Here is a 20853-nt window from a genome sequence, read left to right on the forward strand (position 1 = left end):
CAGTTATCAGCTGCGGTAGAGCGCAGCCAGGGTGTCGATGATACGCCTGGCGTGGTCACCTTGAAGCGAGTAGTAGATCGTCTGTGAGGCGCGGCGGGTATTGACCATGCCTTCGCGTCGCAGAATGGCCAGGTGCTGCGACAGGGCAGATTGGCTCAAGCTGAGCTTGCTGTTGAGCTCCGAGACCGAGAGTTCGCTGTCATCGAGAAGGCACAAGATGCGCAGTCGGTTCTCATTGGCCATGGCCTTGAGCAGGCCAGTGGCATTGGCGAGGGTCGAGTCGCCGGCATCGAGCAGCTGGGTGGCGTGGCGAGTGCTCATAAGCGTGTCTCCTGAGGGGGGTGAGTGTTGTTATAGGCTGGACGACACCGGATCAGCGCTACCTAATCATTTAGTAAATCTTGAACCACTTCGCCAGGCCTTCACCAACAATAAGTTAACGCTGAATCAATGGTCGTTTGTAATGGCCAGGTTTTCAAGCGTATCTATACGGTTATTGTCAACAATTCTGCCGTGTCTTTGGCCTAATAGCCGATGGTATGAGAGAAAAACCCGCCGCGACCTTCTAGAGTGTCAACAATTGCTTGTCAGCTTTTGGAGCCTTTCATGAGTCGCTATTCCGCCGTCTATCGTCATGCCATCGAGCAGCCCGCACATTTCTGGGGCGAGCAGGCCAAGCGTATTCCCTGGTTCACTCCGCCCACGACGCTGCTCGAATATGACGATCAGGGACACGCTCGCTGGTTCGTGGATGGCGAGATGAACACCTGTCACGCAGCCCTCGATCACCATATCGAGGCGGGGCGTGGGGAGCAGCCTGCGCTGCTCTGGGACTCGCCGGTTACCGGCAGCAAGGCTCGCTACAGCTACCGTGAGATGCGCGATGAGGTGGCAAGGCTGGCCGGTGCGCTGGCCGGGCTGGGGGTGACCAAGGGCGATCGGGTGGTGATCTACATGCCGATGGTGCCCGAGGCGCTGATGGCGATGTACGCCTGCGCGCGCCTGGGCGCGGTGCACTCGGTGGTGTTCGGCGGTTTCGCCCCCCATGAGTTGGCGGTGCGCATCGATGACGCCGAGCCAGCGGTCGTGCTCAGCGCCTCCTGCGGCGTGGAGGTGGATCGCGTGATCGCCTACAAGCCGATTCTCGATGCGGCCCTGGGGCTCAGCAAGCATCAGCCCAATGCCTGTGTGATCCTGCAGCGTGATATGGCGCAGGCCGAGCTGGGCGCGCGGGATCATGACTGGCGAACCCTGGTGGCTGATGCCGCGCCGGCGGAGTGCGTGGCAGTCAAGGCCAGTGATCCCTTGTATATCCTCTATACCTCGGGGACCACCGGCAAGCCCAAGGGGGTGGTGCGTGACAATGGCGGCCATGCGGTGGCGCTGCACTACTCCATGGAAGTGGTGTACGGCATGCAGCCCGGCGAGGTGTTCTGCTCGGCATCCGACGTCGGCTGGGTGGTGGGACACTCCTATATCGTCTACGGTCCGCTGCTGGCGGGGTGTACCACCCTGGTCTACGAGGGCAAGCCGGTGCGCACGCCGGATGCCGGGTCGTTCTGGCGACTGATCGAGGAGTATCGGGTCAAGGTGTTCTTCACGGCGCCCACCGCATTCCGCGCGATCAAGAAGGAGGATCCCGAGGGGCGCTGGCTCGAGCGCTACGACATCTCCTCGCTGCGCACCCTGTTTCTGGCCGGTGAGCGCCTCGATCCGCCCACCTTTCACTGGTTGGAGGGGTTGCTCGAGGTGCCGGTGATCGATCACTGGTGGCAGACCGAAACCGGCTGGCCGATTGCGGCCAATCTGCAGGGGCTGACACCGATGCCGACCAAGGCCGGCTCGGCGACCTATCCGGTGCCGGGCTTTGACGTCCAGGTGCTCGACCCGGAAGGAGAGCCGGCGGCAGTAGGGCAGCAGGGTGCTGTGGTGATTCGCCAACCGCTGCCTCCCGGCTGTCTGATTGGCGTATGGCGAGACCCGCGGCGTTTCCACAGCGCCTATATGGCGGCGTTTCCCGGCTACTACCTTACCGGCGACGGCGGTTATTTCGACGCCGAGGGTTATCTTTTCATCATGGGGCGCACCGACGATGTCATCAATGTTGCCGGTCATCGGCTCTCCACCGGCGAGATGGAGGAGGTGGTGGGGGCGCACCCTGCGGTGGCAGAGTGCGCTGTCATCGGTATCCACGATGCGCTCAAGGGGCAGGTACCGGTAGGCCTGGTGATCCCCAAGGACGGCTTCGATGGCGATGAGGCGGCCCTGGAGCAGGCCTTGATCGCTCGCGTGCGGGAGCAGATCGGTCCGATTGCCTGCTTCCAGCAGGTGCTGGTGGTGCCGCGCTTGCCCAAGACCCGTTCAGGCAAGATTCTGCGCAAGCTGCTGCGCACCATGGCTGACGGGGAGCGATTTGGGGTTCCTTCCACCATCGATGACCCAGGCAGTCTCGACGATGTGCATGCGGCGATGTGCGAGCGCGACCTGGGGCAGGCCAGTCAGGCGCAGCAGGGCTGACCGCGTCGCCGTCAGGCGGTATACTGTCACGATAGACGACGCCACGCCCTGCGTGGCGTCGTGCCGTTCCATGAGGGTTCCCTCACCCCTCGATGAAAAAAAGGTGCTGCATGTTCCATCTCTCCCCGCGTCAGGCGCGGCGCTGCCTGCTGGCGCTGGTCAGTTTCCATGTGCTGGTGATCGCGGCCAGCAACTATCTGGTCCAGTTGCCGTTCACCCTTTTCGGCTTCCATACCACCTGGGGAGCGTTCAGCTTCCCGTTCATCTTCCTCGCTACTGATCTCACCGTGCGGCTGTTCGGCAAGGCTCAGGCGCGTGCCACCATTACCCGGGTGATGGTGCCGGCGCTGCTGATCTCCTACGTGGTGTCGGTGATCTTCCCCCGCGGCGGTTTCGCTGGCCTGGAGGGGCTGGGAGAGTGGAACCTGTTCGTGGCGCGTATCGCCGTGGCCAGTTTCATGGCCTATGTGCTGGGGCAGCTGCTCGATATCCATGTCTTCGATCGTCTGCGACATCTCAAGGCGTGGTGGGTGGCGCCGGCCATCTCTACCGTGTTCGGCAACCTGGCCGACACCCTGGCGTTCTTCTCGATCGCCTTCTATCAGAGCCCCGACCCGTTCATGGCCGCTAACTGGCTGGAAATCGCCTGGGTCGACTACGTGATCAAGCTGGCGATCAGCCTGCTGTTTTTCCTGCCCTTATACGGAGTGCTGCTGGCCTGGTTGAGTCGCCGGCTGGTCGACTGGACCGGCTCTGACGACCTCGCGCCTGGCGCCGTCGATCAGATCCGTTAGCGGGTGTCACCATCCACACAAGGAGACGTCATGAGCGTCGAGTTACACGCCATCGATACCGGGGGAGAGGGGACGCCCCTGGTGGTCGTGCACGGTTTGATGGGCAGCGCCGACAACTGGCGCTCCCACGTCAAGCAGTGGCATCGCAAGCGTCGCGTGGTGGCGGTCGATCTGCGCAACCACGGTCGCTCGCCGCATGCGCCTGGGATGCGCTATGCCGAGATGGCGGGGGATCTGCTGGCCTGCCTCGATCGGCTGGGTATTCAACGCTGTCATCTGCTCGGCCACTCGATGGGCGGCAAGGTGGTGATGACCCTGGCCCGGCAGCACCCTGAGCGGGTGGCGTCGCTGATCGTGGCGGATATCGCCGCAGTGCGTTACGGCCACGGTCACGACGAGATATTCGCTGCGCTTCACCACGTCGAGGCGCATACGCCGAGCAATCGCCGCGAGGTCGATGCGCTGCTTGCCGAGCATATCGAAGAGAAAGGCACGCGGCTTTTTCTGGCCACCAACCTGGAGCGCGACAGCGATGGGCGGCTGGGCTGGCGGCTGGGGCTTGAGCATATCGAGGCGGGCTATGATGCGATCCGCGATCTGCCTGACGGCGAGGGTGCCTATGCCGGGCCGTCGCTGATTCTGAGGGGGAGTCGTTCGAGCTATGTGACGGACGAGATGCTGTCAGGGTTGCGCGAGCTGCTGCCGCGCGCCGAGGTGGTGACGCTCGAGGCGGGTCACTGGCTCCATGCCGAGGCGCCCACTGAGTTTCAGGCCGCGGTCAACGACTTTATCGCCGCTCTTGAAGACTGACCGGGCGGTTAGTCCAGCGGGCGCACCTCGAGCTGCTCGGCATCGCGATGGATAAAGCGGCTGAGGATCCTGTAAGTATCGACGTCGAACTGCGGGGGCTGCGAGGCCAGTGTATCGAGGGACGCATCGCCGAGATCACTGAGACTGCCTAGATAGCACCAGTGATCGACCAGGTGCCACTGATGCATGCCCTCCGGGTGCTGCTCGCCGAAGGCGACCCGGCCTGGCCACGGCCAGTGCATGATGCGCAGACGCTCCAGTGCCTCGCGGGCTCGGGCATCATGGGCTGCCGGGGGCTCCTTGCCACAGCAGGCGCCGCTGCAGCGGCCCAGCTGATGGGAGAAGCACGGGCCCTTGCCGGCTTCGAGCCCTAGCCTGCGCGGACACAGGGCGGCATTCTCGGCGATCTGCTTGAGCGCCAGGCGCGCTTCCCGGGGGTGGCGAAACACCCCATAGAGCGTCGTGCCGGGGCGTCCGTCCAGTGCGTCACCCGTGACCAGTGTGGGGCAGGCATCTGCTGCTGGCCACTGCCAACTGACCAGGCGTCCCTGGCGGCGCAGCTGACGGTTCATGATCGGCATCAGGGTCTTGACCAGGCGTGCCTCGAGCAGCTGAGCGCCCAGGTCACCGGCGGTTTCCTGCCAGTCGATATCCTGGATTTGTTGCACCAAGCGCATTTCGCGGTCGCTGCGGCGGTCGGCATTGAAGTGGCCGAGCACCCTGGCGCGCAGGTTGACACTCTTGCCGACATACAGCGGCAACCGGTTGTGCCCATAGAATAGGTAGACCCCGGGACGGCTGGGCAGCGACTGGAGGGCTCCAGGGTCGAGATGGGTGGGCAGGCTTGCCTGGCGGCGCTGGGCGGCGCACAGCGTGTCGATATGTTCGCTGCCGTGCTGTGCCTGCCAGTGCTGCCAAAGCGCCAGCATGGCGCGGGCATCGCCCTCCGCACGGTGTCGCGGGTAGCCGCCGAGGCCGTGGCGGGTCAATAACGCATCGAGGTTATGGTGGCGCTCGTGGGGTGCCAGGCGTCGCGATAACTTGAGGGTGCACAGGGTGGGAGCAGTGAAGCGCCATCCGGCACGCTCGAAGGCGTTACGCAGGAAGCCGTAGTCGAAGCGCGCATTGTGTGCGACTAGGCAGCCTTCTTGTAGCCATTCGTAGAGCTCTCCGGCCAACTGCTCGAAGCGTGGTGCGCCCGCCACCAGGGCATCGTCAATGCCGGTCAGGCGGCAGATGTGTGCGGGAATCGGCATGCCGGGGTCGACCAGGCTCACGAATCTGTCTACCTCACGGCCATTGACCACCTTCAAGGCAGCAATCTCGGTGATGCGGTCGCGCGTCGTGCGAGTGCCGGTGGTTTCCAGATCGAGAAAGATCAACGTCGTCATGTGCCCTCTCGATGGTCGCTGCCCTTATGGCGCGTGCAGATCGACGGCCAGGCGCTCCAGCGGCTGACGGGTATCGATATGGCCTCGCTCGTACAGATAGTTCTGCATCGCGGCGTAACGCTTGGCATCCAGCACCGAGGGGCGCAGCGCCAGTCGTCTCAGGGTGTCTGGCCAGGCACGCTGATTGATGGTGCTGTCGAGAGCCGGATGATTTCTGGTGATCAGCTCCCAGGCGTCATCGGGATAATTGAGGGCCCACTCGGTGGCATCCTCCAGGGCAAGCAGCAAACGTTTAATCTCGCTACGCTGGGTCGCCAGCGTATCACGATTGGCCATCAGGATCAGACCGTCATGGCGCGGTACGCCATGCTCCTCGGCGGCGAAGCTGCGTACCCTGATTCCCTCCACGTCGAGGTGGTGTGGCAAGACGTGGCGCAAGGGGGCGATCAGTGCGTCGACCCGCCCCTCGAGCAGTGCCTGGGCGGGGCTGAAGTTGACGTAATCCAGCGTCAGCTCGTCGAGCGTGACGTCATGCTGCGCCAGCATGCCGGCCAGCATCGGCGACAGGCTGTCGTCGTGGGCATGGCCGACGCGCTTGCCAGCCAGGTCGGCAAGGGTCTCGATGTCGCTGTCGGCCGCTACCACCAGGCTGCTCAGTGGAGTGGGCATCAGACTGGCGACGCGCACCAGCGGCTGCTGTTCGTCAACCAGTATGTGCAGTTGGGCTTGGCGGCCCAGGGCCAGGTCGGCGCGTCCGGCGGCCAGCAGCTTAGGAGGCAGGCTGGGGTCGGCGGGTACGTTGAGGGTGATGTCCAGGCCGTGGCGGGTGAAGTCACCGCGGGCCTGGGCAATCAGCAGGGCGGCATGCTGGGGGCTCAGGTACCAGTCGAGCACCACGCGCAGCTCATCCAGCGGCGGTGGATCGATGGGTTCGGGGCTGCGCAAGGTGATCGATGGCACCGTATCGTCGACGATCGGCGGCGCCTGGGCAGGGAAAACATCGAACAGTATCGGGTGCTGGGATGCGTAAGGGAGTGCCGCCGGATCAATGAAGGGGATCGGATCGCGCTGACTGGCGGGTAGCGCCTCCTGGCCGAGCTCGGCGACCTGTGCAATCTCGGGGGCGGGGAGCGATGCGCTGTCGGCCTGCTCTTGTTGGTCGGCGGCGGCCGGTGAGCCAAGGCTCGTAGCAAAAACGGCGAACAGCAGCCAGCGGGCCTTGCGAGTGCGCAGGGTCGTCATCCAGGTCTCCAACGGCGAGTCGTTGGCGGGCCGCAAGGCCTGCCGCTTGAGATTGTATCCTTGAGTGACAGCTGCTGCCTAGCCGACATCTTGCCAGTTTATGTACAAACCATTGAAAGTGCGGGATAAACACCTTGCCTGATCGCTGGTTACTACTTGCTGTGGCATACTTTAAGGACCTTACGCTCGCGAACGCAGGCCATGGATAGCATCAATTCCCTCTTTCTGCTCAGCGGTTTTCTGATTGCCCTGAGTATTCTCGCCAGTCGACTCTCGTCGCTGTTCGGCTTGCCGTTGCTGATCATATTTCTCGGCCTGGGCATGCTCGCAGGTGAGCAGGGTGTGCTCGGCATACAGTTTGACGACTACTCCTTGGCATTTCTGATCGGCCATCTGGCACTGGCCATGATTCTGCTTGACGGCGGGCTGCGCACGCGACTCAAGACGTTCCGCGTGGGGTTCAGGCCCGCGTTGTCGCTCGCAACGCTGGGGGTGTTCCTGACGAGCGGCATTGTCGGTGTAGTGGCGATGTGGGTGTTCGACTTGACGTTGACGCAGGGGTTGCTGGTGGGCGCGATAGTTGGCTCTACCGATGCCGCAGCGGTGTTCTCGATGCTCAGCGGCCGTGGCATCAATCTCAATGAGCGGGTTGGCGCCACGCTTGAGATCGAGTCGGGTACCAACGACCCGATGGCGATCTTTCTGACCATCATGCTGGTCGAGCTGCTGGTGGGGGATATCGGCGGGGTTGGTGAGACACTGCTGTTCTTGATCGAACAGTTTGGCCTAGGGATGGCGATCGGTCTCGGCGGTGGCTGGCTAAGCGCCAAGCTGCTGCGCTCTGTCGATCTGGCGCCGGGTCTCTACTCGCTGCTGGCGCTGGCACTTGCCTTCTGCGTCTTCGGCGTCACCAGTGTGCTGGGTGGCAGCGGTTTCCTGGCCATCTATCTGTGTGGGTTGATGATCGGTAATCGCCCGGGGCGCCACCTCAATTTCATCTTGCCGGTGCATGACGGTCTGGCTTGGCTGAGCCAGATCGGTCTGTTCCTGGTGCTGGGTCTGCTGGTCACGCCTGGCGACTTGCTGGAGTACGCGCTGCCGGCGGCGCTGGTGGGGCTGGCGCTGATCTTCGTGGCGCGGCCTCTCGCCGTCCTGATATGCGTCAAGCCGTTCTTCAAGTTTCGCTGGCGTGAAATTGGCTTTATCTCCTGGGTCGGGCTGCGCGGTGCGGTCCCCATCGTGCTGGCGATCTTTCCGGTGATCGGCGGGGTGGAAAACGCGTCGCTCTATTTCAACGTGGCCTTCGCCGTGGTGCTGATGTCGCTGTTGATTCAGGGTGGCACGATTTCGCTGATGGCGCGCTGGATGAAAGTCGAGGTGCCGCTTGGCGTAACGCCCAATCGCCGCGGTCCACTCGGGGTGCTGCCGGAGAATGACTATGAGATGTTTGTCTATCAGGTCGACAATCAGGAGCTCGACGATGTGCCGATTCGTCTGCTGCGTTTTCCATCCGGAGCCCTGATCTCTGCGCTGTTCAGGCAGCATGCCATGCTGCACCCCAAGGGCAGTACACGGTTGATAATGGGCGATGTGGTCTGTGTGATCGGTCGTACGGGGGACCTTCCGGCCCTCAACCGACTGTTCAACGGCGATGCCAAGCTCAAGCGAGAGCGGGCCTTCTTCGGGACCTTTACACTCGACGCCGACGCCCTGATGAGCGACGTGGCTGCGGCCTACGGCCTGACCCTCAGCCCCGGCGAGCAGGAGATGAGTCTTGGCGAGTTCGTGTCGTTGCGCGTCGGCGGGCACCCGGTAGTCGGTGACGATGTCGGCTGGCACGGATTCCACTGGGTAGTGAGTGAGATGGAGGGTAATCGCATCACGAAAGTGGGCCTGCGTCTCTATCAGTGACGGCGATATCGTGAACAAGCCCTTGACCTGCGGTGAGAAACTGGTAATATTCTGCGCCGTGAGCCGGAGGGATGGCAGAGCGGTTGAATGCACCGGTCTTGAAAACCGGCAAGGGTGAAAGCCCTTCCAGGGTTCGAATCCCTGTCCCTCCGCCACTCACTAATCGGAGCGTGGCGCAGCTTGGTAGCGCGCTGCAATGGGGTTGCAGAGGTCGCAGGTTCGAATCCTGTCGCTCCGACCAGATGGATTCAGATAAACCGCCACTTACGGGTCATGCCGAGTGGCGGTTTTTCGTTGTGGGTGTGGGTCAGCGTGGCCCGCGGTGCCGGGTCAGATACAGTGCGCCTGCCAGGATCATCAGCGCCAGGCCGACGAAGGCCACCGGGTTGTAGGCGGCCCAGCCGTAAAGCCCCAGCAGGGTGCCAATTGCCAGTATCACCCAGCGTGTCGTCTTGACGGTCATCGTGTCTCCTTGGTGGGTATTCTCGGTTGGGCTTGGAAAACCGCTCTACGCGGTTATCACTCGTCTATGCTGCATGTTGCATGTCGGGCGCCTGCTTTTCCATCGCTCGATAGGTGGGATGCCGTGGGCGCTTGGGCTCACGGTTCTGTTTTCGCAGGGGGTGTCATGCCGTTGATCGTAGGAATGAGTCTACTGCTGGGCTGTCAATTTCTTGGCGAGTCCCTCGCCAGGGGACTGGCGATGCCGATACCTGGTCCGGTGCTGGGCATGCTGATCCTGCTGCTGGCATTGATGATTCATGGCCGTGTCCCCAGCGCACTGCGCAAGACCGGTGAGGGGCTGCTGCGCTATCTGACGCTGCTGTTCGTGCCCGCTGGGGTTGGGATGATGGTGCATGGTCGATTGATCATGGCCGATCTATGGGTGATTGGCGTGACCCTGGTGGTGTCCACTGCGGTGACCCTTGCAGTGACTGCCAAGGTCATGAGCTGGCTCAACCAGCGTCGACTAAGGGCAGGGGGCAGTGCATGACCGTTGTCGCCCTGGATCAGCTGTGGGTCTACCTCTACGGTCATCCGCTGCTGTCATTGTTGGCGACACTGGTGGCCTTTATCGTTGCCACGCGCCTCAATCGCCTGCTGGGGGGAACGCCGTTACTGCATCCGGTGATTCTGAGCATTGCACTGCTGATTGCGTTTCTGCTGCTGACGGGGATCGATTACCCGTCCTACTTCGAGGGTGCTCAGTTCATCCATTTTCTGCTGGGGCCCGCCACGGTAGCACTGGCTATCCCGCTATACGACCATCGCGAGCGGGTGCGGGCGATGCTGGTGCCGATCGTACTGGCCTGCTGCGCGGGCATCGTCACGGCGGTGGGGTCGACGATCGGCCTTGCGGCATTGATGGGGGCAGCGCCCGAGACGCTGCTGAGCCTGGCGCCTCGCTCAGTGACCTCGCCGATTGCCATGGGAATCGCCGAACAGGTTGGCGGCATCCCCTCGCTGACGGCTGGACTGGTGCTGCTGACCGGGTCGGTGGGCTGCGCCCTGGGGCCGTGGGTCTTTCGTCTCATGAGTATTGAAGACCCCAGTGTCCAGGGCTTTACCATGGGGCTTGCCGCCCACGGCTTCGGCACCGCACACTGCTTTGCATCGATGGGGGCCATGGCGGGGGCCTTCGCCGGCCTGGCGATGGCCCTCACGGGGCTGCTGACGGCGTTTCTTCTGCCGCTGATGACGACGCTGCTGGGCGTGTAGCGCTTGGCTCAGAGCTCTTCCCAGAGCTGTTGCCGGAAGTCATGTGAGAGTTCGCTGACCTTGTTCAAGCGTGCCAGGCTGGCCTCTGTGACATCGTTCATGATGTCCTGGTAACAGTCGTTCAAGGGGTTTTTGCCCGCCAGTCGATCAGGATCCAGGAGGCATTCGTTGATGCGCAGGTTGGCGTCGAGGCAAGCGAGCATGAAGGCCGCCTCGCTCTCGATTATCTGGTCCATGGTCTTGAGCCACTGCAGCTGCAGGCGAGCAGCCGGTGCGCCGGCTTCCTGCCACTGTGCCAGCCACAGTTGGGTCAGTGGCGTGAGTGATGACATGGTGTAAGGGGTCTGGGACATCTCGGCCTCCCGGCGCTAGGGGTATCCTTTCCAGTGTAGCTGGCCAGGAGTTGGCGGCGAGACCCATATGCTGCATCGCGCCAATTTGCTGATGCAGGTCAAGTTCGACATCATACTTTAGTCGTGAGGAGTGCCTATGTGGGGAGTCATCAAATCGGTGCTGGCCGCATTTTTCGGCGTCCAGAATGAGCGTCAGCGCAAGCACGATTTCGAGCATGGAAAGCCGGGAGCCTTTATTCTGGTGGGCTTGCTGATGGGGGCGGTGTTCGTGGTGGTGATTGCGACACTCGCCATCTACCTTGCCGGCTGAAGGCGGTGGCGGTAGTCAGCGTTGAGGGCCGGGGGTTGCCTTTCGAAGGCGGATGCTCTTCTATACCGTCAAGACACGCCTAATATTGCACGACGGTTGCGCCGCCGCTACGAGCAAAAACAACGAGGAGGAGCCAATGCGCAAGACGCTCGCATTGATGACGGGTGGGGGAACGCTTATGGGCGCTGCCTCGCTGGCCCACGCCAATGGCTGGAACATGCCCGTCGGTGTAACCGATCTCAGCGCCGAGATCTATACACTGCACATGACGATCTTCTGGATCTGTGTGGTGATTGGTCTGGTGGTGTTCGGTGTGATGTTCTACTCGCTGTTTAAGTTCCGCCGCTCGAAAGGCGCCAAGTCAGCGAATTTCCACGAGAACACCACCGTGGAAGTGATCTGGACGGCGGTGCCGCTGCTGATTCTGGTCGGCATGGCGGTGCCAGCTACCGCGACGCTGCAGAAGATGTACGATGCCTCCGACGCCGAACTCGACGTGATGATCACTGGCCAGCAGTGGCGGTGGCGCTACGAGTATCTGGGCGAAGATGTTGCCTTCAACTCCAACATGAGTACTCCGCGCGCCCAGATCACCGGCGAGGAGGAGCGCGGCGAGCACTATTTGCTGGAGGTCGACGAGCCGCTGGTGCTGCCGATCAATCGTAAGGTGCGCTTTCTGCTGACTGCCGACGATGTCATCCACTCCTGGTGGGTGCCGGATTTCGCCGTCAAGCAGGATACCATCCCCGGGTTCATCAACGAGAACTGGGTGCGCATCAACGAGCCGGGTATCTATCGCGGCCAGTGTGCTGAGCTATGTGGCATGGACCACGGCTTCATGCCGATCGTGGTTCACGCCATGGAAGAGGACGAGTTCGACGACTGGCTGGCTGAGCGCAAGGAGGCCGCCGAAGCTGAAGCCATGGGTGTCGATCGCGAGTGGGAGATGGATGAGCTGATGGAGCGTGGTGAGCAGGTCTACGGCTCGATCTGCGCCTCCTGTCACCAGGTCGATGGTGGCGGTTCGCCGCCGGCTTTCCCGGAGCTGGCCGGCAACCAGGAACTGATCGATGACGTTGACTGGCACATTGATGTGGTGCTCAACGGCGTGTCGGGCACGGCGATGCCGGCATTCCGCAGCAACCTCAACCCGGTCGAGCTGGCGGCAGTAGTGACCTATAGCCGTAATGCCTGGGGCAACGATACCGGCGACGCGGTGCAGCCCGCGGAGATCGTCGAGCTGCTCGAATAGACGATCACCCTGAAACGTCTCTCTGCCACATGACAACGATATCGGAGATGTGCGATGGCTCCCAAATTGCCGCCCCATCACAGTTTGCAACACTCGAGCACGACCGCCGCAGCCGGCGGTCAGGTGCACGACGATCATGATCACCACCCCCAGCCGCGCGGCATCATGCGCTGGCTGCTGACCACCAATCACAAGGAGATCGGTAGTCTCTACCTGATCTTCTCGCTGATCATGTTCTTCATCGGCGGGATCTTCGCGCTGGTGGTGCGCGCCGAGCTGTTCCAGCCGGGGTTGAATCTGATCAATCCCGAGTTTTTCAACCAGATGACCACCATGCACGGCCTGATCATGGTCTTCGCGGCGGTCATGCCGGCCTTCACCGGGCTCGCCAACTGGATGATCCCGTTGCAGATCGGGGCGCCTGACATGGCACTGCCGCGGCTCAACAACTTCAGTTTCTGGCTGCTGCCGGTGGCCTTTATCCTGTTGTTGTCGACCCTGCTGATGCCGGGCGGTGGGCCCAACTTTGGCTGGACGTTCTACGCCCCGCTGTCGACCACCTACGCGCCACCGTCGACCACCTTCTTTATCCTCTCGCTGCACATCGCCGGGGTCAGCTCGATCCTCGGTGCGATCAACATCGTTGCCACCATCCTCAACATGCGTGCTCCGGGCATGCGCATGATGGACATGCCGATGTTCGTGTGGACCTGGCTCATCACCGCCTTCCTGCTGATTGCGGTGATGCCGGTGCTGGCCGGGGTGATCACCATGATGCTGATGGACATTAATTTCGGCACCAGCTTCTTCGATGCCGCGGGTGGCGGTGATCCAGTGCTGTTCCAGCACCTGTTCTGGTTCTTCGGGCACCCCGAGGTCTATATCATGATCCTGCCGGCCTTCGGTATTGTCTCGGCGATCATTCCGACCTTTGCCCGCAAGCGTCTGTTCGGTTACGCCTCGATGGTCTACGCCACGGCGTCGATTGCTGTCCTGTCGTTCCTGGTCTGGGCGCACCACATGTTCGTGGTGGGGCTGCCGCTGGCCGCCACGCTCTTCTTCATGTACACCACCATGCTGATTTCGGTGCCCACCGGGGTGAAGGTGTTCAACTGGATCACCACGCTGTTCCGCGGATCGATTACCTTCGAGGTACCGATGCTGTTTGCGCTGGCGTTCGTGGTGCTATTCACGATCGGCGGCTTCTCAGGACTGATGCTGGCCATCGCGCCGGCCGACTTCCAGTACCACGATACCTACTTCGTGGTGGCGCACTTCCACTACGTGCTGGTGCCCGGGGCGGTGTTCTCGATCATGGCGGCGGTCTACTACTGGCTGCCCAAGTGGACGGGCTACTATCCCAGCGAGATTCTCGGTAAATGGCACTTCTGGCTGTCGGTGATCGGTGTCAACCTGACCTTCTTCCCCATGCACTTCTCGGGACTGGCCGGTATGCCGCGGCGGATCCCGGACTATGCGCTGCAGTTTGCCGACTTCAATCTGATCTCGAGCCTTGGCGCATTCCTGTTCGGTTTCTCGCAGCTGATCTTCGTGTGGGTGATCATCAAGTGCGTGCGTGGTGGCGTCAAGGCCCCGGCCAAGGCGTGGGAAGGTGCGGAAGATCTCGAGTGGACCGTTCCCAGCCCGGCACCGCTGCACACCTTCGAAACGCCGCCGGACTTCAAACCGGTCCAGCACTAAGTACCTGACGCCGCCTGCCGACAGCCGTCGGCAGGCATGAGGAGAGTCGGCATGATGAATCCAGTTCAACGCACCGTTTTTCGTAGCGTACTGGTACTGATCGCAATGTTCGCCTTCGCCTTCGCTCTGGTGCCGCTCTATGACGTCTTCTGTCGGATTACCGGGGTCAATGGCAAGGTCGATGAGCGCGCCCAGACACTGATCAGTGAAGAAGTCGATGAGTCGCGCTATGTGACGGTGCAATTCATCACCCGTTCAGGATCCGGATTGCCATGGATTCTCGACGTGGAGCAGCACCAGGTGAGGGTCAACCCTGGCCAGCCAACCGAGATCAATTTCGCCTTCACCAATCAGAGCGGTAGCGTGCAGTCGGGGCGGGCGGTGCCCAGTGTCTCGCCCTCTCAGGCGTCTCGTTATCTGCGCAAGGTGAACTGTTTCTGCTTCGACGAGCAGCGGCTGCAGGCCGGTGAACGCATCGAGATGCCGCTGGTGTTCCAGCTGACCCGCGATTTGCCGAAGGACATCAATACTGTGACGTTGGTGTATACGCTGTACCCCGTGGCCGAAGAAAAAGCACAACTACAGGCGCAGGCAGCGCCGGGATCAGGAGGTGATGCATGAGTGGTGGCAGCTACTATGTTCCTGCAACCAGCAAATGGCCGGTGCTGGGGTCGCTGGCGCTAGGGGTAATGATGATCGGCGCCGGCATGGCGCTGGTACATGGCAATGGCACTATCGTCATGTCGCTGGGGTTGATCGGGGTGCTGACAGTGATGGCGCTGTGGTTCCGCGATGTCGTGATGGAGTCCCGGCAGGGGCTGTATGACGCCCAGATGGATCGTTCCTTCCGCCAGGGCATGGCCTGGTTCATCTTCTCTGAGGTGATGTTTTTTGCCGCCTTCTTCGGGGCGCTGTTCTATATCCGTGTGTTCGCCTTGCCGTGGTTGGACGGCGAGGGTGCCAAAGGCGTTGCAGCGCTGCTGTGGCCCGATTTTTCGGCCACCTGGCCGCTGATGAGCCCCCCTGATCCGAGCATCAGTGGCCCGCGGGAGGTGATGAATCCGTGGCAGCTGCCGCTGGTCAATACGTTGATTCTGGTGGCCTCCAGTATCACTCTGACGATCGCCCATGAGGGATTGAAGGAGGGGAATCGTGCTGCCTGCCGCAACTGGCTGATTGCCACTCTGCTGCTGGGGTTCGTGTTCGTGATCATCCAGGGCGTAGAGTACTATCAGGCGGTAACCCATTATGGAATCACGCTGCAGGCGGGCGTCTACGGTGCCACCTTCTTCATGCTGACGGGGTTCCATGGCCTGCATGTGATCATCGGTGTAACGATACTGGCGGTGATGTTCGTAAGGATTCAGCGTGGGCATTTCGGTGGCCATGACCACTTCGGTTTCGAGGCGTCGTGCTGGTATTGGCACTTCGTTGACGTGGTATGGATCGGGCTGTTCCTGTTCGTCTACGTGTTCTGAATAACGCCGACATCCGTTACTGGGCCCGGCACTTGCTGCCGGGCCTTCGCGTGATGGGGGCGGCGTTCAGGCGAGATCGCCGATGTAAAAGCCGTAGCCGAGTAGTAGGATCAACAGGCCGGCCATCGAGACGCGCAGCTTGAGCGATGCCAGCAGGCGCCGTGAATTGCCGTGGTCTCGCAGCAGGAAACCTGCCCCTGCGGCCAGGCTGGCGAGCATGGTAAGAAATGTCAGGGCGATCAACGCTTTCAACATGGGATACTCCGTGAGTCATCAGACGCCCAGTTCAAGCAAGCCGGTGCAACATGTCAAGCGCTTATGGTGGTGGTGGCTTGTCTGGAGCCTATTAATTGCCCTCGGAGTTGGCCTGGGCATGTGGCAGTGGGAGCGCGCCGCCGACAAACGCGATTACCTGCAGCGCCTGGCGGATGCGCCCCATCTGGCCGCACCGCATGACACTCCGCCGGATGGATCACGTATCACGCTTCGCGGCGAGTACCTCGCCGACCAGACCTACTTTCTCGACAATCGCGTGGTCGAGGGAAGGGTGGGAGTCGCGGCACTTACCCCGCTGCGCGGAGAGGATGGCCGTGTATGGTTGATTCAGCGCGGCTTCGTCGCCACCGGCGGGAGTCGTGTCGACCCCGAGATCGAGACGCCGAGCGGTGAAGTGACGGTGAGTGGCCAGTGGCAGCCTGCCGGCGAGACGGCATTGCTGTTCGGCCCCAATCAGGAAGGCCGGCGCCTGCAGCGTCTGGCCCTGGTGCCGTGGCAAGCAGAGCTCGGCGACTTCGCTCACACCGGCTGGATACACATGCAGGAGGGACCAGGAGGTTTTACGCCCTGGTGGCAGCCCAGTGTGATGCCGCCCAGCCGTCATACCGGCTATGCCGTCCAATGGTGGGGGTTGGCATTGGCGGCGCTGGCGGTAATGCTGATAGGAGGACGGCGCTTGGGACGCGATCTTCGTGAATCCCGCGACGCTGCGACAACGACAGTGCGAGAGCAGGAACCATGAGCCCACTGAATAGACAACGAATGAAACTGCTGGCCCTGATCCTGCTGTTTGCGGTACCCATGGTCAGCGCTTGGGTGATGGTGGAATTTCGTATCGGCATTCCCGACGAGCGCACCGCCCACGGCGAACTCAATCCTGATGTGCCACGACTGGCCAGCTGGCCGCTGGCGGAGCCACGCCCGGCCATCGATCATGGCGATTGGGTGTTGGCTTTCGATTGCGAGGGAGGGTGTGAGGCCGAAGCCGACCAGTGGTGGCGCCTGCATCGTGCGCTGGGCCGTGAGGCCCCGCGGGTCACGCGGTTGCGGCTGGGGCCGGCCGAGGAAGCCCTGCCCGGCGAGGTACTGGGTGACTGGCAGCAGCCGCCAGCATGGCGCGACAGCGGCCAGTTATGGCTACTCGATCCTGAGGGGCAACCGGTGCTTGGCTATGCGGCAGGTGTCGATCCGCAGGACGTGCTGGCAGACCTCAGCCATCTGCTGCGCATGAATAACGATCGGGCGACGGCGCCGAGTGACAGCTGACGACGACAAGGTGAGAGAAGGCGCGATGGAGAAACAGATAGCGCGGCTCAAGCTGCTACGCGGCCTGAGTCTGGTGGGGGTGGTGTTTACCATCGTGGTGATCCTGGTGGGCGTCTGGACACGTCTGGTGGACGCGGGTCTCGGCTGTCCCGACTGGCCGGGTTGCTATGGTCGCCTGGTGGTGCCCGACGCCGATACGGCCTCACTGCACTCCCCGGATGCCCCGCTCGAGACCTTCAAGGCCTGGGTCGAGATGATTCATCGCTATATCGCTTCCGGCCTCGGTTTGCTAGTGCTGGCACTGGTGGCGTTGGCGTTCCCGCTGCGCCGGCTGGCGGGGTATCCGTGGCGTTTGACCCTGGTGCTGCTGGTGGTGATTATCCTGCAGGGTGCTTTTGGTGCCTTTACCGTCACCCTAAAGCTATGGCCGCAGGTGGTGACCCTGCATCTGCTGGGGGGGCTGACTGTAATGCTGCTCTTCCTATGGCTCTATCTGCGCCTGCGTCAGACCTCCTTCGAGGACATCCACAAACCGGTCGCCAAGCGACGCATGTCGCCACTATGGGCGTTGGTCGCGGCCCTGCTGGTGGGGCAGTTGGCGCTGGGCGGTTGGACCTCAAGCAACTATGCCGGCATCTCCTGTCAGGGGTTCCCGACCTGCAACGGCGAATGGTGGCCGGACATGGACTGGAGTGACGGTTTCCATCTGACGCAGACGGTGGGGCCCAACTATCTTCACGGTCAGTTGCATGCAGATGCGCGCGCCGCCATTCACTTCGGCCATCGGTTAGGCGCATTGGCGCTGGGGGTGGGACTGGTATTGCTGGCCGTGGCACACTGGGCTCGGCGCGATCTGCGCCCCTGGATGCTGGGTATCCTCGGCGCTTATGCTCTTCAGATAGCGTTGGGCATCGCCAACGTGCTGCTGTGGTTGCCGTTAAGCCTGGCACTTGCGCATACGGCAGGTGCCGTACTATTGATTGTGGTGATGACGCTCACTTACTGGCGGGCGGGTCTGACGCACTCCCACGAGTCGGGACATCAGCAAGCGGATAACGAGAAGGAGTGGGTTCATGCGTAACCCTGCGATCGAGCAGGCGGAGCTGCTGCCCGGAGACCAGAACATGGCGTCTGCTGGCTGGCAGTGGCGCGACCTGATTACGCTGTGCAAGCCGCGTGTCGTCATCGTGATGCTGGCGTGTGCACTGGTCGGGATGGCCTTGGCAACGCCGGTTATTCCGCCACTGGCCACGGTGGTCTATGGGTTGCTGGGCATTGCCCTGTGTGCTGGTGGTGCGGCGGCCTACAATCATGTGCTTGACCGTCGCCTGGACGCCATGATGGTGCGCACCTCACGGCGTCCGCTGGCGACCCAGCGTCTGCCGACCCACTATGCATTGATCTGGGCAACAGGATTGTCGGTGGTCGGGTTTGCGCTGCTGCTATGGCAGGTCAATGCCTTGACGGCATGGCTGACGCTGGCGTCTCTGGTTGGCTATGCGCTGATTTACACGGCCTTTCTCAAACGCGCCACGCCGCAGAATATCGTGATTGGGGGGGTGGCCGGCGCAGCGCCGCCGCTGCTCGGCTGGACGGCAGTGACCGGCCAGCTGAGCGCCGAGCCGCTGCTGTTGCTGCTGATTGTATTTGCCTGGACGCCGCCCCACTTCTGGGCGCTGGCGATTCACAAGCGCGATGAGTACGCCAAGGCCGGGGTGCCGATGCTGCCCGTGACCCACGGTGACGCCTTCACCCGTCTGCAGGTATGGCTCTATGGCTGGTTGACCGTGGCGGTGACCTTGATGCCGTTCGTGATTGGCATGAGCGGGATGCTCTATCTGATTGGGGTCATGGCGCTCAATGCGCGTTTCATGTTCTGGAACTGGAAAGTATGGCGGGGCCAGGATGATCAGGCGCCGATCAACGCCTTCTGGTTCTCGATTCGCTACATTCTTGGGGTGTTCGGCGTACTGCTGTTCGACCACTACGCCGTCAACTGGGTGATGTGAGCGAGCAGGCGGGGAATAGTTTGAGTCAGCAGGGCCGGCAGAGATGCCGGCCCTGCTGGTTGGTGAGGATCGCAGTCCTTCCTGGCTTGATGGATGCAGGGTGGCTGCGTATGGTTCACGTAACGAAATAAGCGACCCTTAGCTGAGTAGAGAGTGTATGAGCGTAACCCTGTTCTGGAGCCTTGTGGCCCTTGCCGTCGTGATTGTCGCGGGGCTTGGTGCCTATGCTGCCACGCTGTGGCGAGAGGTGCGTCGGCGCGAAGCCTTCCGCCAGGATGAGGTGCGGCGCGCCCATCAAAACTGCCTCGACAGCCTTGGCGCGATTGCCGCCGCCATGCGTGCCGAACAGATGGATCTGGTCGAGGGCGCACTGCGCTGCAAGGTGCTGCTTGAGATCATCGATCCGGCGCTGGTGGAGCGCGAAGCGTTTCGGGTCTTCGGTACTGTGCATGCCGAAACCCAGCACCTGCGTACGCACTCCTCGCGCAAGGAGCTGACGCCACGGCAACGCATGGACGAGGATCGCCAGCGCTTGGCGGTGGAGGACGCCTACCGTCCGGCGCTGCTGGATGCTGCACAGGCCATTGAGCGTTTCAAGCAGCGTTGGCCGGAGGGCTTGCACTGAATTGTCTTCGCCAATTCGCGCACTTTCTTGTACAAGAGTTCCACGTAGTTTACATTTTGACTGTCAGCCGAGTATCCAGCGCCCATTTGCGAACATGACTGGTGCTGGTTGCTCTGGCATGAGACGATGCGTACCAGCACATGAGCACTAGCCGAATTGTTGCAAATGTGCTTTCTTTTACCTTGAGTTGATCGAAAAAATCGAATCAGCTCTACGGTTTATATGGATACGCGGTGTAACGATACGTTACGACTAGCGCTGTGTTAGGAAATGGAGTCTTACATGAAAAAATCAACGACTGGCTTGCTGCTCGGTTCTGCATTGGCACTCGGCCTCGCAGGCTGTGCTACGTCCGGACCTACTGGTGGTCAGACATCTTCGCAGATGTCTGGTTCCTCCTCTTCTGCCGATCGTGCCTGGTACCAGCATCCTGCTGTATGTGGTGTTGCGGGTGGTCTGATCGGTGGCAGCATTGGCTATGCCACTTCCGGCAGCTCAGATGAAGAGCAGGGCGGTGCCATCGGTGCTGGTGTAGGCGCTTCCATTGGTGCGCTGCTGTGCGCAGATCGTACACCCGAGCCGCAGCCCCAGCCGGAACCGGAGCCGATGCCCGAGCCTGAGCCCGAGCCGGAACCTGAATTCGAGCCGGTAGTGCTGAGCAGCGAAGTGACTTTCGCATTCGACTCCGCAGAGCTGCGCCCTGAAGCCAGCATGACGCTGGACGAAGTGGCACATCGCCTGCGCGAGAACACCGATCTGCGCGTCAACATCGACGGCCACACCGACTCTGTGGGCAGCGCCGAGTACAACCGTGGCCTGTCTCAGCGTCGCGCTGACTCCGTGCGTGCTTACCTGGTGTCTCAGGGCATCGACGAAAACCGCATGCGGACTCGCGGTTTCGGCGAAGAGCGCCCGGTGGCTACCAACGAGACCGACGAAGGTCGCGCTCAGAACCGTCGCGTCGAAATCGACCGGCAGTAACGCCTTGCGCTACGGCGCATGATGCTTGAGCGGCCACGCCGCTCATCTAACGAGGGAGTGCCACTGGCACTCCCTCGTTGCGTCTGGCTCCCACCCACGCGGCCCATGGCGCGGTGGGGGCGGCATCTGCTACTCTAGGTGGCTGTTTTTCGCCCTGTTTGCTTGATCAGTACCCTTAGACATTCACCTGTTGCGACATGTGATCCCTGGTATGGATC

Annotated in this window: 23 protein-coding genes and 2 tRNA genes; 19 read left to right on the forward strand and 6 right to left on the reverse strand. The window is 61.9% G+C overall.

Features of this window, described 5'->3' with window-relative positions:
• Positions 1-6 precede the first annotated feature (6 nt).
• A complete protein-coding gene (locus IEI94_RS00165; protein WP_191164406.1) occupies positions 7-321 on the reverse strand; it encodes an ArsR/SmtB family transcription factor in 315 nt (104 codons plus the stop codon).
• A 285-nt stretch (positions 322-606) separates the two neighbouring features.
• Here IEI94_RS00165 and IEI94_RS00170 point away from each other — a divergent pair, with 285 nt between their 5' ends.
• The 3 genes from IEI94_RS00170 (at position 607) to IEI94_RS00180 (ending at position 4121) form a co-directional block, all read left to right on the forward strand.
• Positions 607-2517 (forward strand): propionyl-CoA synthetase, encoded by a 1911-nt coding sequence (locus tag IEI94_RS00170; protein ID WP_191164408.1) that lies wholly within the window; start codon positions 607-609, stop codon positions 2515-2517.
• Positions 2518-2627: 110 nt separating this feature from the next.
• Entirely contained in the window at positions 2628-3311 is a 684-nt protein-coding gene (locus IEI94_RS00175; protein WP_191164410.1) for a 7-cyano-7-deazaguanine/7-aminomethyl-7-deazaguanine transporter, read from the forward strand.
• Positions 3312-3341: 30 nt separating this feature from the next.
• Positions 3342-4121: an alpha/beta fold hydrolase gene (locus IEI94_RS00180; RefSeq protein WP_191164412.1), complete on the forward strand. Its 780-nt coding sequence runs from the start codon at positions 3342-3344 to the stop codon at positions 4119-4121.
• Between the two features lie 8 nt (positions 4122-4129).
• Here IEI94_RS00180 and IEI94_RS00185 read toward each other — a convergent pair whose 3' ends face one another.
• Both IEI94_RS00185 and IEI94_RS00190 read right to left on the reverse strand, forming a co-directional pair.
• The gene (locus IEI94_RS00185) at positions 4130-5512 is read right to left on the reverse strand and encodes a 3'-5' exonuclease family protein (RefSeq protein ID WP_191164414.1); all 1383 of its coding nucleotides are present in this window, start codon (positions 5510-5512) and stop codon (positions 4130-4132) included.
• 24 nt (positions 5513-5536) lie between these two features.
• On the reverse strand, positions 5537-6754 hold the full coding sequence (locus IEI94_RS00190) for an ABC transporter substrate-binding protein (RefSeq protein WP_191164416.1): 1218 nt from the start codon (positions 6752-6754) through the stop codon (positions 5537-5539).
• A 201-nt stretch (positions 6755-6955) separates the two neighbouring features.
• Here IEI94_RS00190 and IEI94_RS00195 point away from each other — a divergent pair, with 201 nt between their 5' ends.
• From IEI94_RS00195 to IEI94_RS00205, 3 genes are all read left to right on the forward strand, one after another.
• Positions 6956-8665 (forward strand): potassium/proton antiporter, encoded by a 1710-nt coding sequence (locus IEI94_RS00195; RefSeq protein ID WP_191164418.1) that lies wholly within the window; start codon positions 6956-6958, stop codon positions 8663-8665.
• Positions 8666-8730: 65 nt separating this feature from the next.
• Positions 8731-8820 (forward strand) — tRNA-Ser (locus tag IEI94_RS00200).
• A 9-nt stretch (positions 8821-8829) separates the two neighbouring features.
• Positions 8830-8906 (forward strand) — tRNA-Pro (locus IEI94_RS00205).
• A gap of 66 nt (positions 8907-8972) precedes the next feature.
• On the opposite strand, the gene IEI94_RS00210 is transcribed toward IEI94_RS00205, so the two are convergent.
• A complete protein-coding gene (locus tag IEI94_RS00210; protein ID WP_191164420.1) occupies positions 8973-9128 on the reverse strand; it encodes a hypothetical protein in 156 nt (51 codons plus the stop codon).
• 165 nt (positions 9129-9293) lie between these two features.
• Here IEI94_RS00210 and IEI94_RS00215 point away from each other — a divergent pair, with 165 nt between their 5' ends.
• A complete protein-coding gene (locus IEI94_RS00215; protein WP_191164421.1) occupies positions 9294-9659 on the forward strand; it encodes a CidA/LrgA family protein in 366 nt (121 codons plus the stop codon).
• A complete protein-coding gene (locus tag IEI94_RS00220; protein ID WP_191164423.1) occupies positions 9656-10384 on the forward strand; it encodes an LrgB family protein in 729 nt (242 codons plus the stop codon). The genes IEI94_RS00215 and IEI94_RS00220 overlap by 4 nt, the downstream gene beginning before the upstream one ends.
• Before the next feature lie 8 nt (positions 10385-10392).
• On the opposite strand, the gene IEI94_RS00225 is transcribed toward IEI94_RS00220, so the two are convergent.
• Complete coding sequence (locus IEI94_RS00225) at positions 10393-10737, reverse strand: hypothetical protein (RefSeq protein ID WP_191164425.1); 345 nt, start codon at positions 10735-10737, stop codon at positions 10393-10395.
• Positions 10738-10873: 136 nt separating this feature from the next.
• On the opposite strand from IEI94_RS00225, the gene IEI94_RS00230 reads away from it, so the two are divergent.
• From IEI94_RS00230 to IEI94_RS00250, 5 genes are all read left to right on the forward strand, one after another.
• Positions 10874-11047 carry a DUF2970 domain-containing protein gene (locus IEI94_RS00230; protein ID WP_191164427.1) on the forward strand — a complete coding sequence of 58 codons (174 nt, stop codon included), beginning with the start codon at positions 10874-10876 and terminating at the stop codon, positions 11045-11047.
• Between the two features lie 136 nt (positions 11048-11183).
• On the forward strand, positions 11184-12299 hold the full coding sequence (gene coxB / locus IEI94_RS00235; RefSeq protein WP_191164429.1) for a cytochrome c oxidase subunit II: 1116 nt from the start codon (positions 11184-11186) through the stop codon (positions 12297-12299).
• 54 nt (positions 12300-12353) lie between these two features.
• The gene (gene ctaD, locus IEI94_RS00240; RefSeq protein ID WP_191164430.1) at positions 12354-14000 is read left to right on the forward strand and encodes a cytochrome c oxidase subunit I; all 1647 of its coding nucleotides are present in this window, start codon (positions 12354-12356) and stop codon (positions 13998-14000) included.
• Positions 14001-14054: 54 nt separating this feature from the next.
• Positions 14055-14621: a cytochrome c oxidase assembly protein gene (locus IEI94_RS00245; RefSeq protein WP_191164927.1), complete on the forward strand. Its 567-nt coding sequence runs from the start codon at positions 14055-14057 to the stop codon at positions 14619-14621.
• Positions 14618-15478, forward strand: coding sequence for a cytochrome c oxidase subunit 3 (locus IEI94_RS00250; RefSeq protein WP_191164433.1), 861 nt, complete (start codon positions 14618-14620; stop codon positions 15476-15478). Before IEI94_RS00245 ends, IEI94_RS00250 begins: the two co-directional genes overlap by 4 nt.
• Positions 15479-15544: 66 nt before the next feature.
• On the opposite strand, the gene IEI94_RS00255 is transcribed toward IEI94_RS00250, so the two are convergent.
• Positions 15545-15733 (reverse strand): DUF2909 family protein, encoded by a 189-nt coding sequence (locus IEI94_RS00255; RefSeq protein WP_191164435.1) that lies wholly within the window; start codon positions 15731-15733, stop codon positions 15545-15547.
• On the opposite strand from IEI94_RS00255, the gene IEI94_RS00260 reads away from it, so the two are divergent.
• The 6 genes from IEI94_RS00260 to IEI94_RS00285 all read left to right on the forward strand — a co-directional run bounded on the left by IEI94_RS00260 (position 15732) and on the right by IEI94_RS00285 (position 20635).
• Positions 15732-16496 (forward strand): SURF1 family protein, encoded by a 765-nt coding sequence (locus tag IEI94_RS00260; protein WP_191164437.1) that lies wholly within the window; start codon positions 15732-15734, stop codon positions 16494-16496. The two genes, IEI94_RS00255 and IEI94_RS00260, sit on opposite strands and share 2 nt — an antisense overlap.
• A gap of 20 nt (positions 16497-16516) precedes the next feature.
• A complete protein-coding gene (locus tag IEI94_RS00265) occupies positions 16517-17020 on the forward strand; it encodes a hypothetical protein (RefSeq protein ID WP_224749842.1) in 504 nt (167 codons plus the stop codon).
• A gap of 25 nt (positions 17021-17045) precedes the next feature.
• Complete coding sequence (locus IEI94_RS00270; RefSeq protein ID WP_191164441.1) at positions 17046-18101, forward strand: COX15/CtaA family protein; 1056 nt, start codon at positions 17046-17048, stop codon at positions 18099-18101.
• Between the two features lie 43 nt (positions 18102-18144).
• On the forward strand, positions 18145-19029 hold the full coding sequence (gene cyoE, locus IEI94_RS00275; protein WP_191164929.1) for a heme o synthase: 885 nt from the start codon (positions 18145-18147) through the stop codon (positions 19027-19029).
• Positions 19030-19186: 157 nt separating this feature from the next.
• Positions 19187-19654, forward strand: coding sequence for a DUF2489 domain-containing protein (locus tag IEI94_RS00280; protein WP_191164443.1), 468 nt, complete (start codon positions 19187-19189; stop codon positions 19652-19654).
• A 282-nt stretch (positions 19655-19936) separates the two neighbouring features.
• Positions 19937-20635 carry an OmpA family protein gene (locus tag IEI94_RS00285; protein ID WP_191164445.1) on the forward strand — a complete coding sequence of 233 codons (699 nt, stop codon included), beginning with the start codon at positions 19937-19939 and terminating at the stop codon, positions 20633-20635.
• Positions 20636-20853: the final 218 nt, after the last annotated feature.

Source organism: Halomonas sp. ML-15 (assembly GCF_014779595.1).
Classification (GTDB): Bacteria; Pseudomonadota; Gammaproteobacteria; order Pseudomonadales; family Halomonadaceae; genus Franzmannia.

Excerpts from the sequence above, each read along its gene's own strand:
- IEI94_RS00280 (WP_191164443.1), top strand. The coding sequence starts at position 19,187 with ATGAGCGTAACCCTGTTCTGGAGCCTTGTGGCCCTTGCCGTCGTGATT.
- IEI94_RS00245 (WP_191164927.1), top strand. The coding sequence starts at position 14,055 with ATGAATCCAGTTCAACGCACCGTTTTTCGTAGCGTACTGGTACTGATC.
- IEI94_RS00230 (WP_191164427.1), top strand. The coding sequence starts at position 10,874 with ATGTGGGGAGTCATCAAATCGGTGCTGGCCGCATTTTTCGGCGTCCAG.
- IEI94_RS00215 (WP_191164421.1), top strand. The coding sequence starts at position 9,294 with ATGCCGTTGATCGTAGGAATGAGTCTACTGCTGGGCTGTCAATTTCTT.
- cyoE (WP_191164929.1), top strand. The coding sequence starts at position 18,145 with ATGGCGTCTGCTGGCTGGCAGTGGCGCGACCTGATTACGCTGTGCAAG.
- IEI94_RS00190 (WP_191164416.1), bottom strand. The coding sequence starts at position 6,754 with ATGACGACCCTGCGCACTCGCAAGGCCCGCTGGCTGCTGTTCGCCGTT.
- IEI94_RS00220 (WP_191164423.1), top strand. The coding sequence starts at position 9,656 with ATGACCGTTGTCGCCCTGGATCAGCTGTGGGTCTACCTCTACGGTCAT.
- IEI94_RS00255 (WP_191164435.1), bottom strand. The coding sequence starts at position 15,733 with ATGTTGAAAGCGTTGATCGCCCTGACATTTCTTACCATGCTCGCCAGC.
- IEI94_RS00285 (WP_191164445.1), top strand. The coding sequence starts at position 19,937 with ATGAAAAAATCAACGACTGGCTTGCTGCTCGGTTCTGCATTGGCACTC.
- IEI94_RS00195 (WP_191164418.1), top strand. The coding sequence starts at position 6,956 with ATGGATAGCATCAATTCCCTCTTTCTGCTCAGCGGTTTTCTGATTGCC.
- IEI94_RS00165 (WP_191164406.1), bottom strand. The coding sequence starts at position 321 with ATGAGCACTCGCCACGCCACCCAGCTGCTCGATGCCGGCGACTCGACC.
- IEI94_RS00270 (WP_191164441.1), top strand. The coding sequence starts at position 17,046 with ATGGAGAAACAGATAGCGCGGCTCAAGCTGCTACGCGGCCTGAGTCTG.
- IEI94_RS00210 (WP_191164420.1), bottom strand. The coding sequence starts at position 9,128 with ATGACCGTCAAGACGACACGCTGGGTGATACTGGCAATTGGCACCCTG.
- IEI94_RS00170 (WP_191164408.1), top strand. The coding sequence starts at position 607 with ATGAGTCGCTATTCCGCCGTCTATCGTCATGCCATCGAGCAGCCCGCA.
- coxB (WP_191164429.1), top strand. The coding sequence starts at position 11,184 with ATGCGCAAGACGCTCGCATTGATGACGGGTGGGGGAACGCTTATGGGC.
- IEI94_RS00265 (WP_224749842.1), top strand. The coding sequence starts at position 16,517 with ATGAAACTGCTGGCCCTGATCCTGCTGTTTGCGGTACCCATGGTCAGC.
- IEI94_RS00180 (WP_191164412.1), top strand. The coding sequence starts at position 3,342 with ATGAGCGTCGAGTTACACGCCATCGATACCGGGGGAGAGGGGACGCCC.
- IEI94_RS00250 (WP_191164433.1), top strand. The coding sequence starts at position 14,618 with ATGAGTGGTGGCAGCTACTATGTTCCTGCAACCAGCAAATGGCCGGTG.
- IEI94_RS00260 (WP_191164437.1), top strand. The coding sequence starts at position 15,732 with ATGGGATACTCCGTGAGTCATCAGACGCCCAGTTCAAGCAAGCCGGTG.
- IEI94_RS00185 (WP_191164414.1), bottom strand. The coding sequence starts at position 5,512 with ATGACGACGTTGATCTTTCTCGATCTGGAAACCACCGGCACTCGCACG.
- IEI94_RS00225 (WP_191164425.1), bottom strand. The coding sequence starts at position 10,737 with ATGTCCCAGACCCCTTACACCATGTCATCACTCACGCCACTGACCCAA.
- ctaD (WP_191164430.1), top strand. The coding sequence starts at position 12,354 with ATGGCTCCCAAATTGCCGCCCCATCACAGTTTGCAACACTCGAGCACG.
- IEI94_RS00175 (WP_191164410.1), top strand. The coding sequence starts at position 2,628 with ATGTTCCATCTCTCCCCGCGTCAGGCGCGGCGCTGCCTGCTGGCGCTG.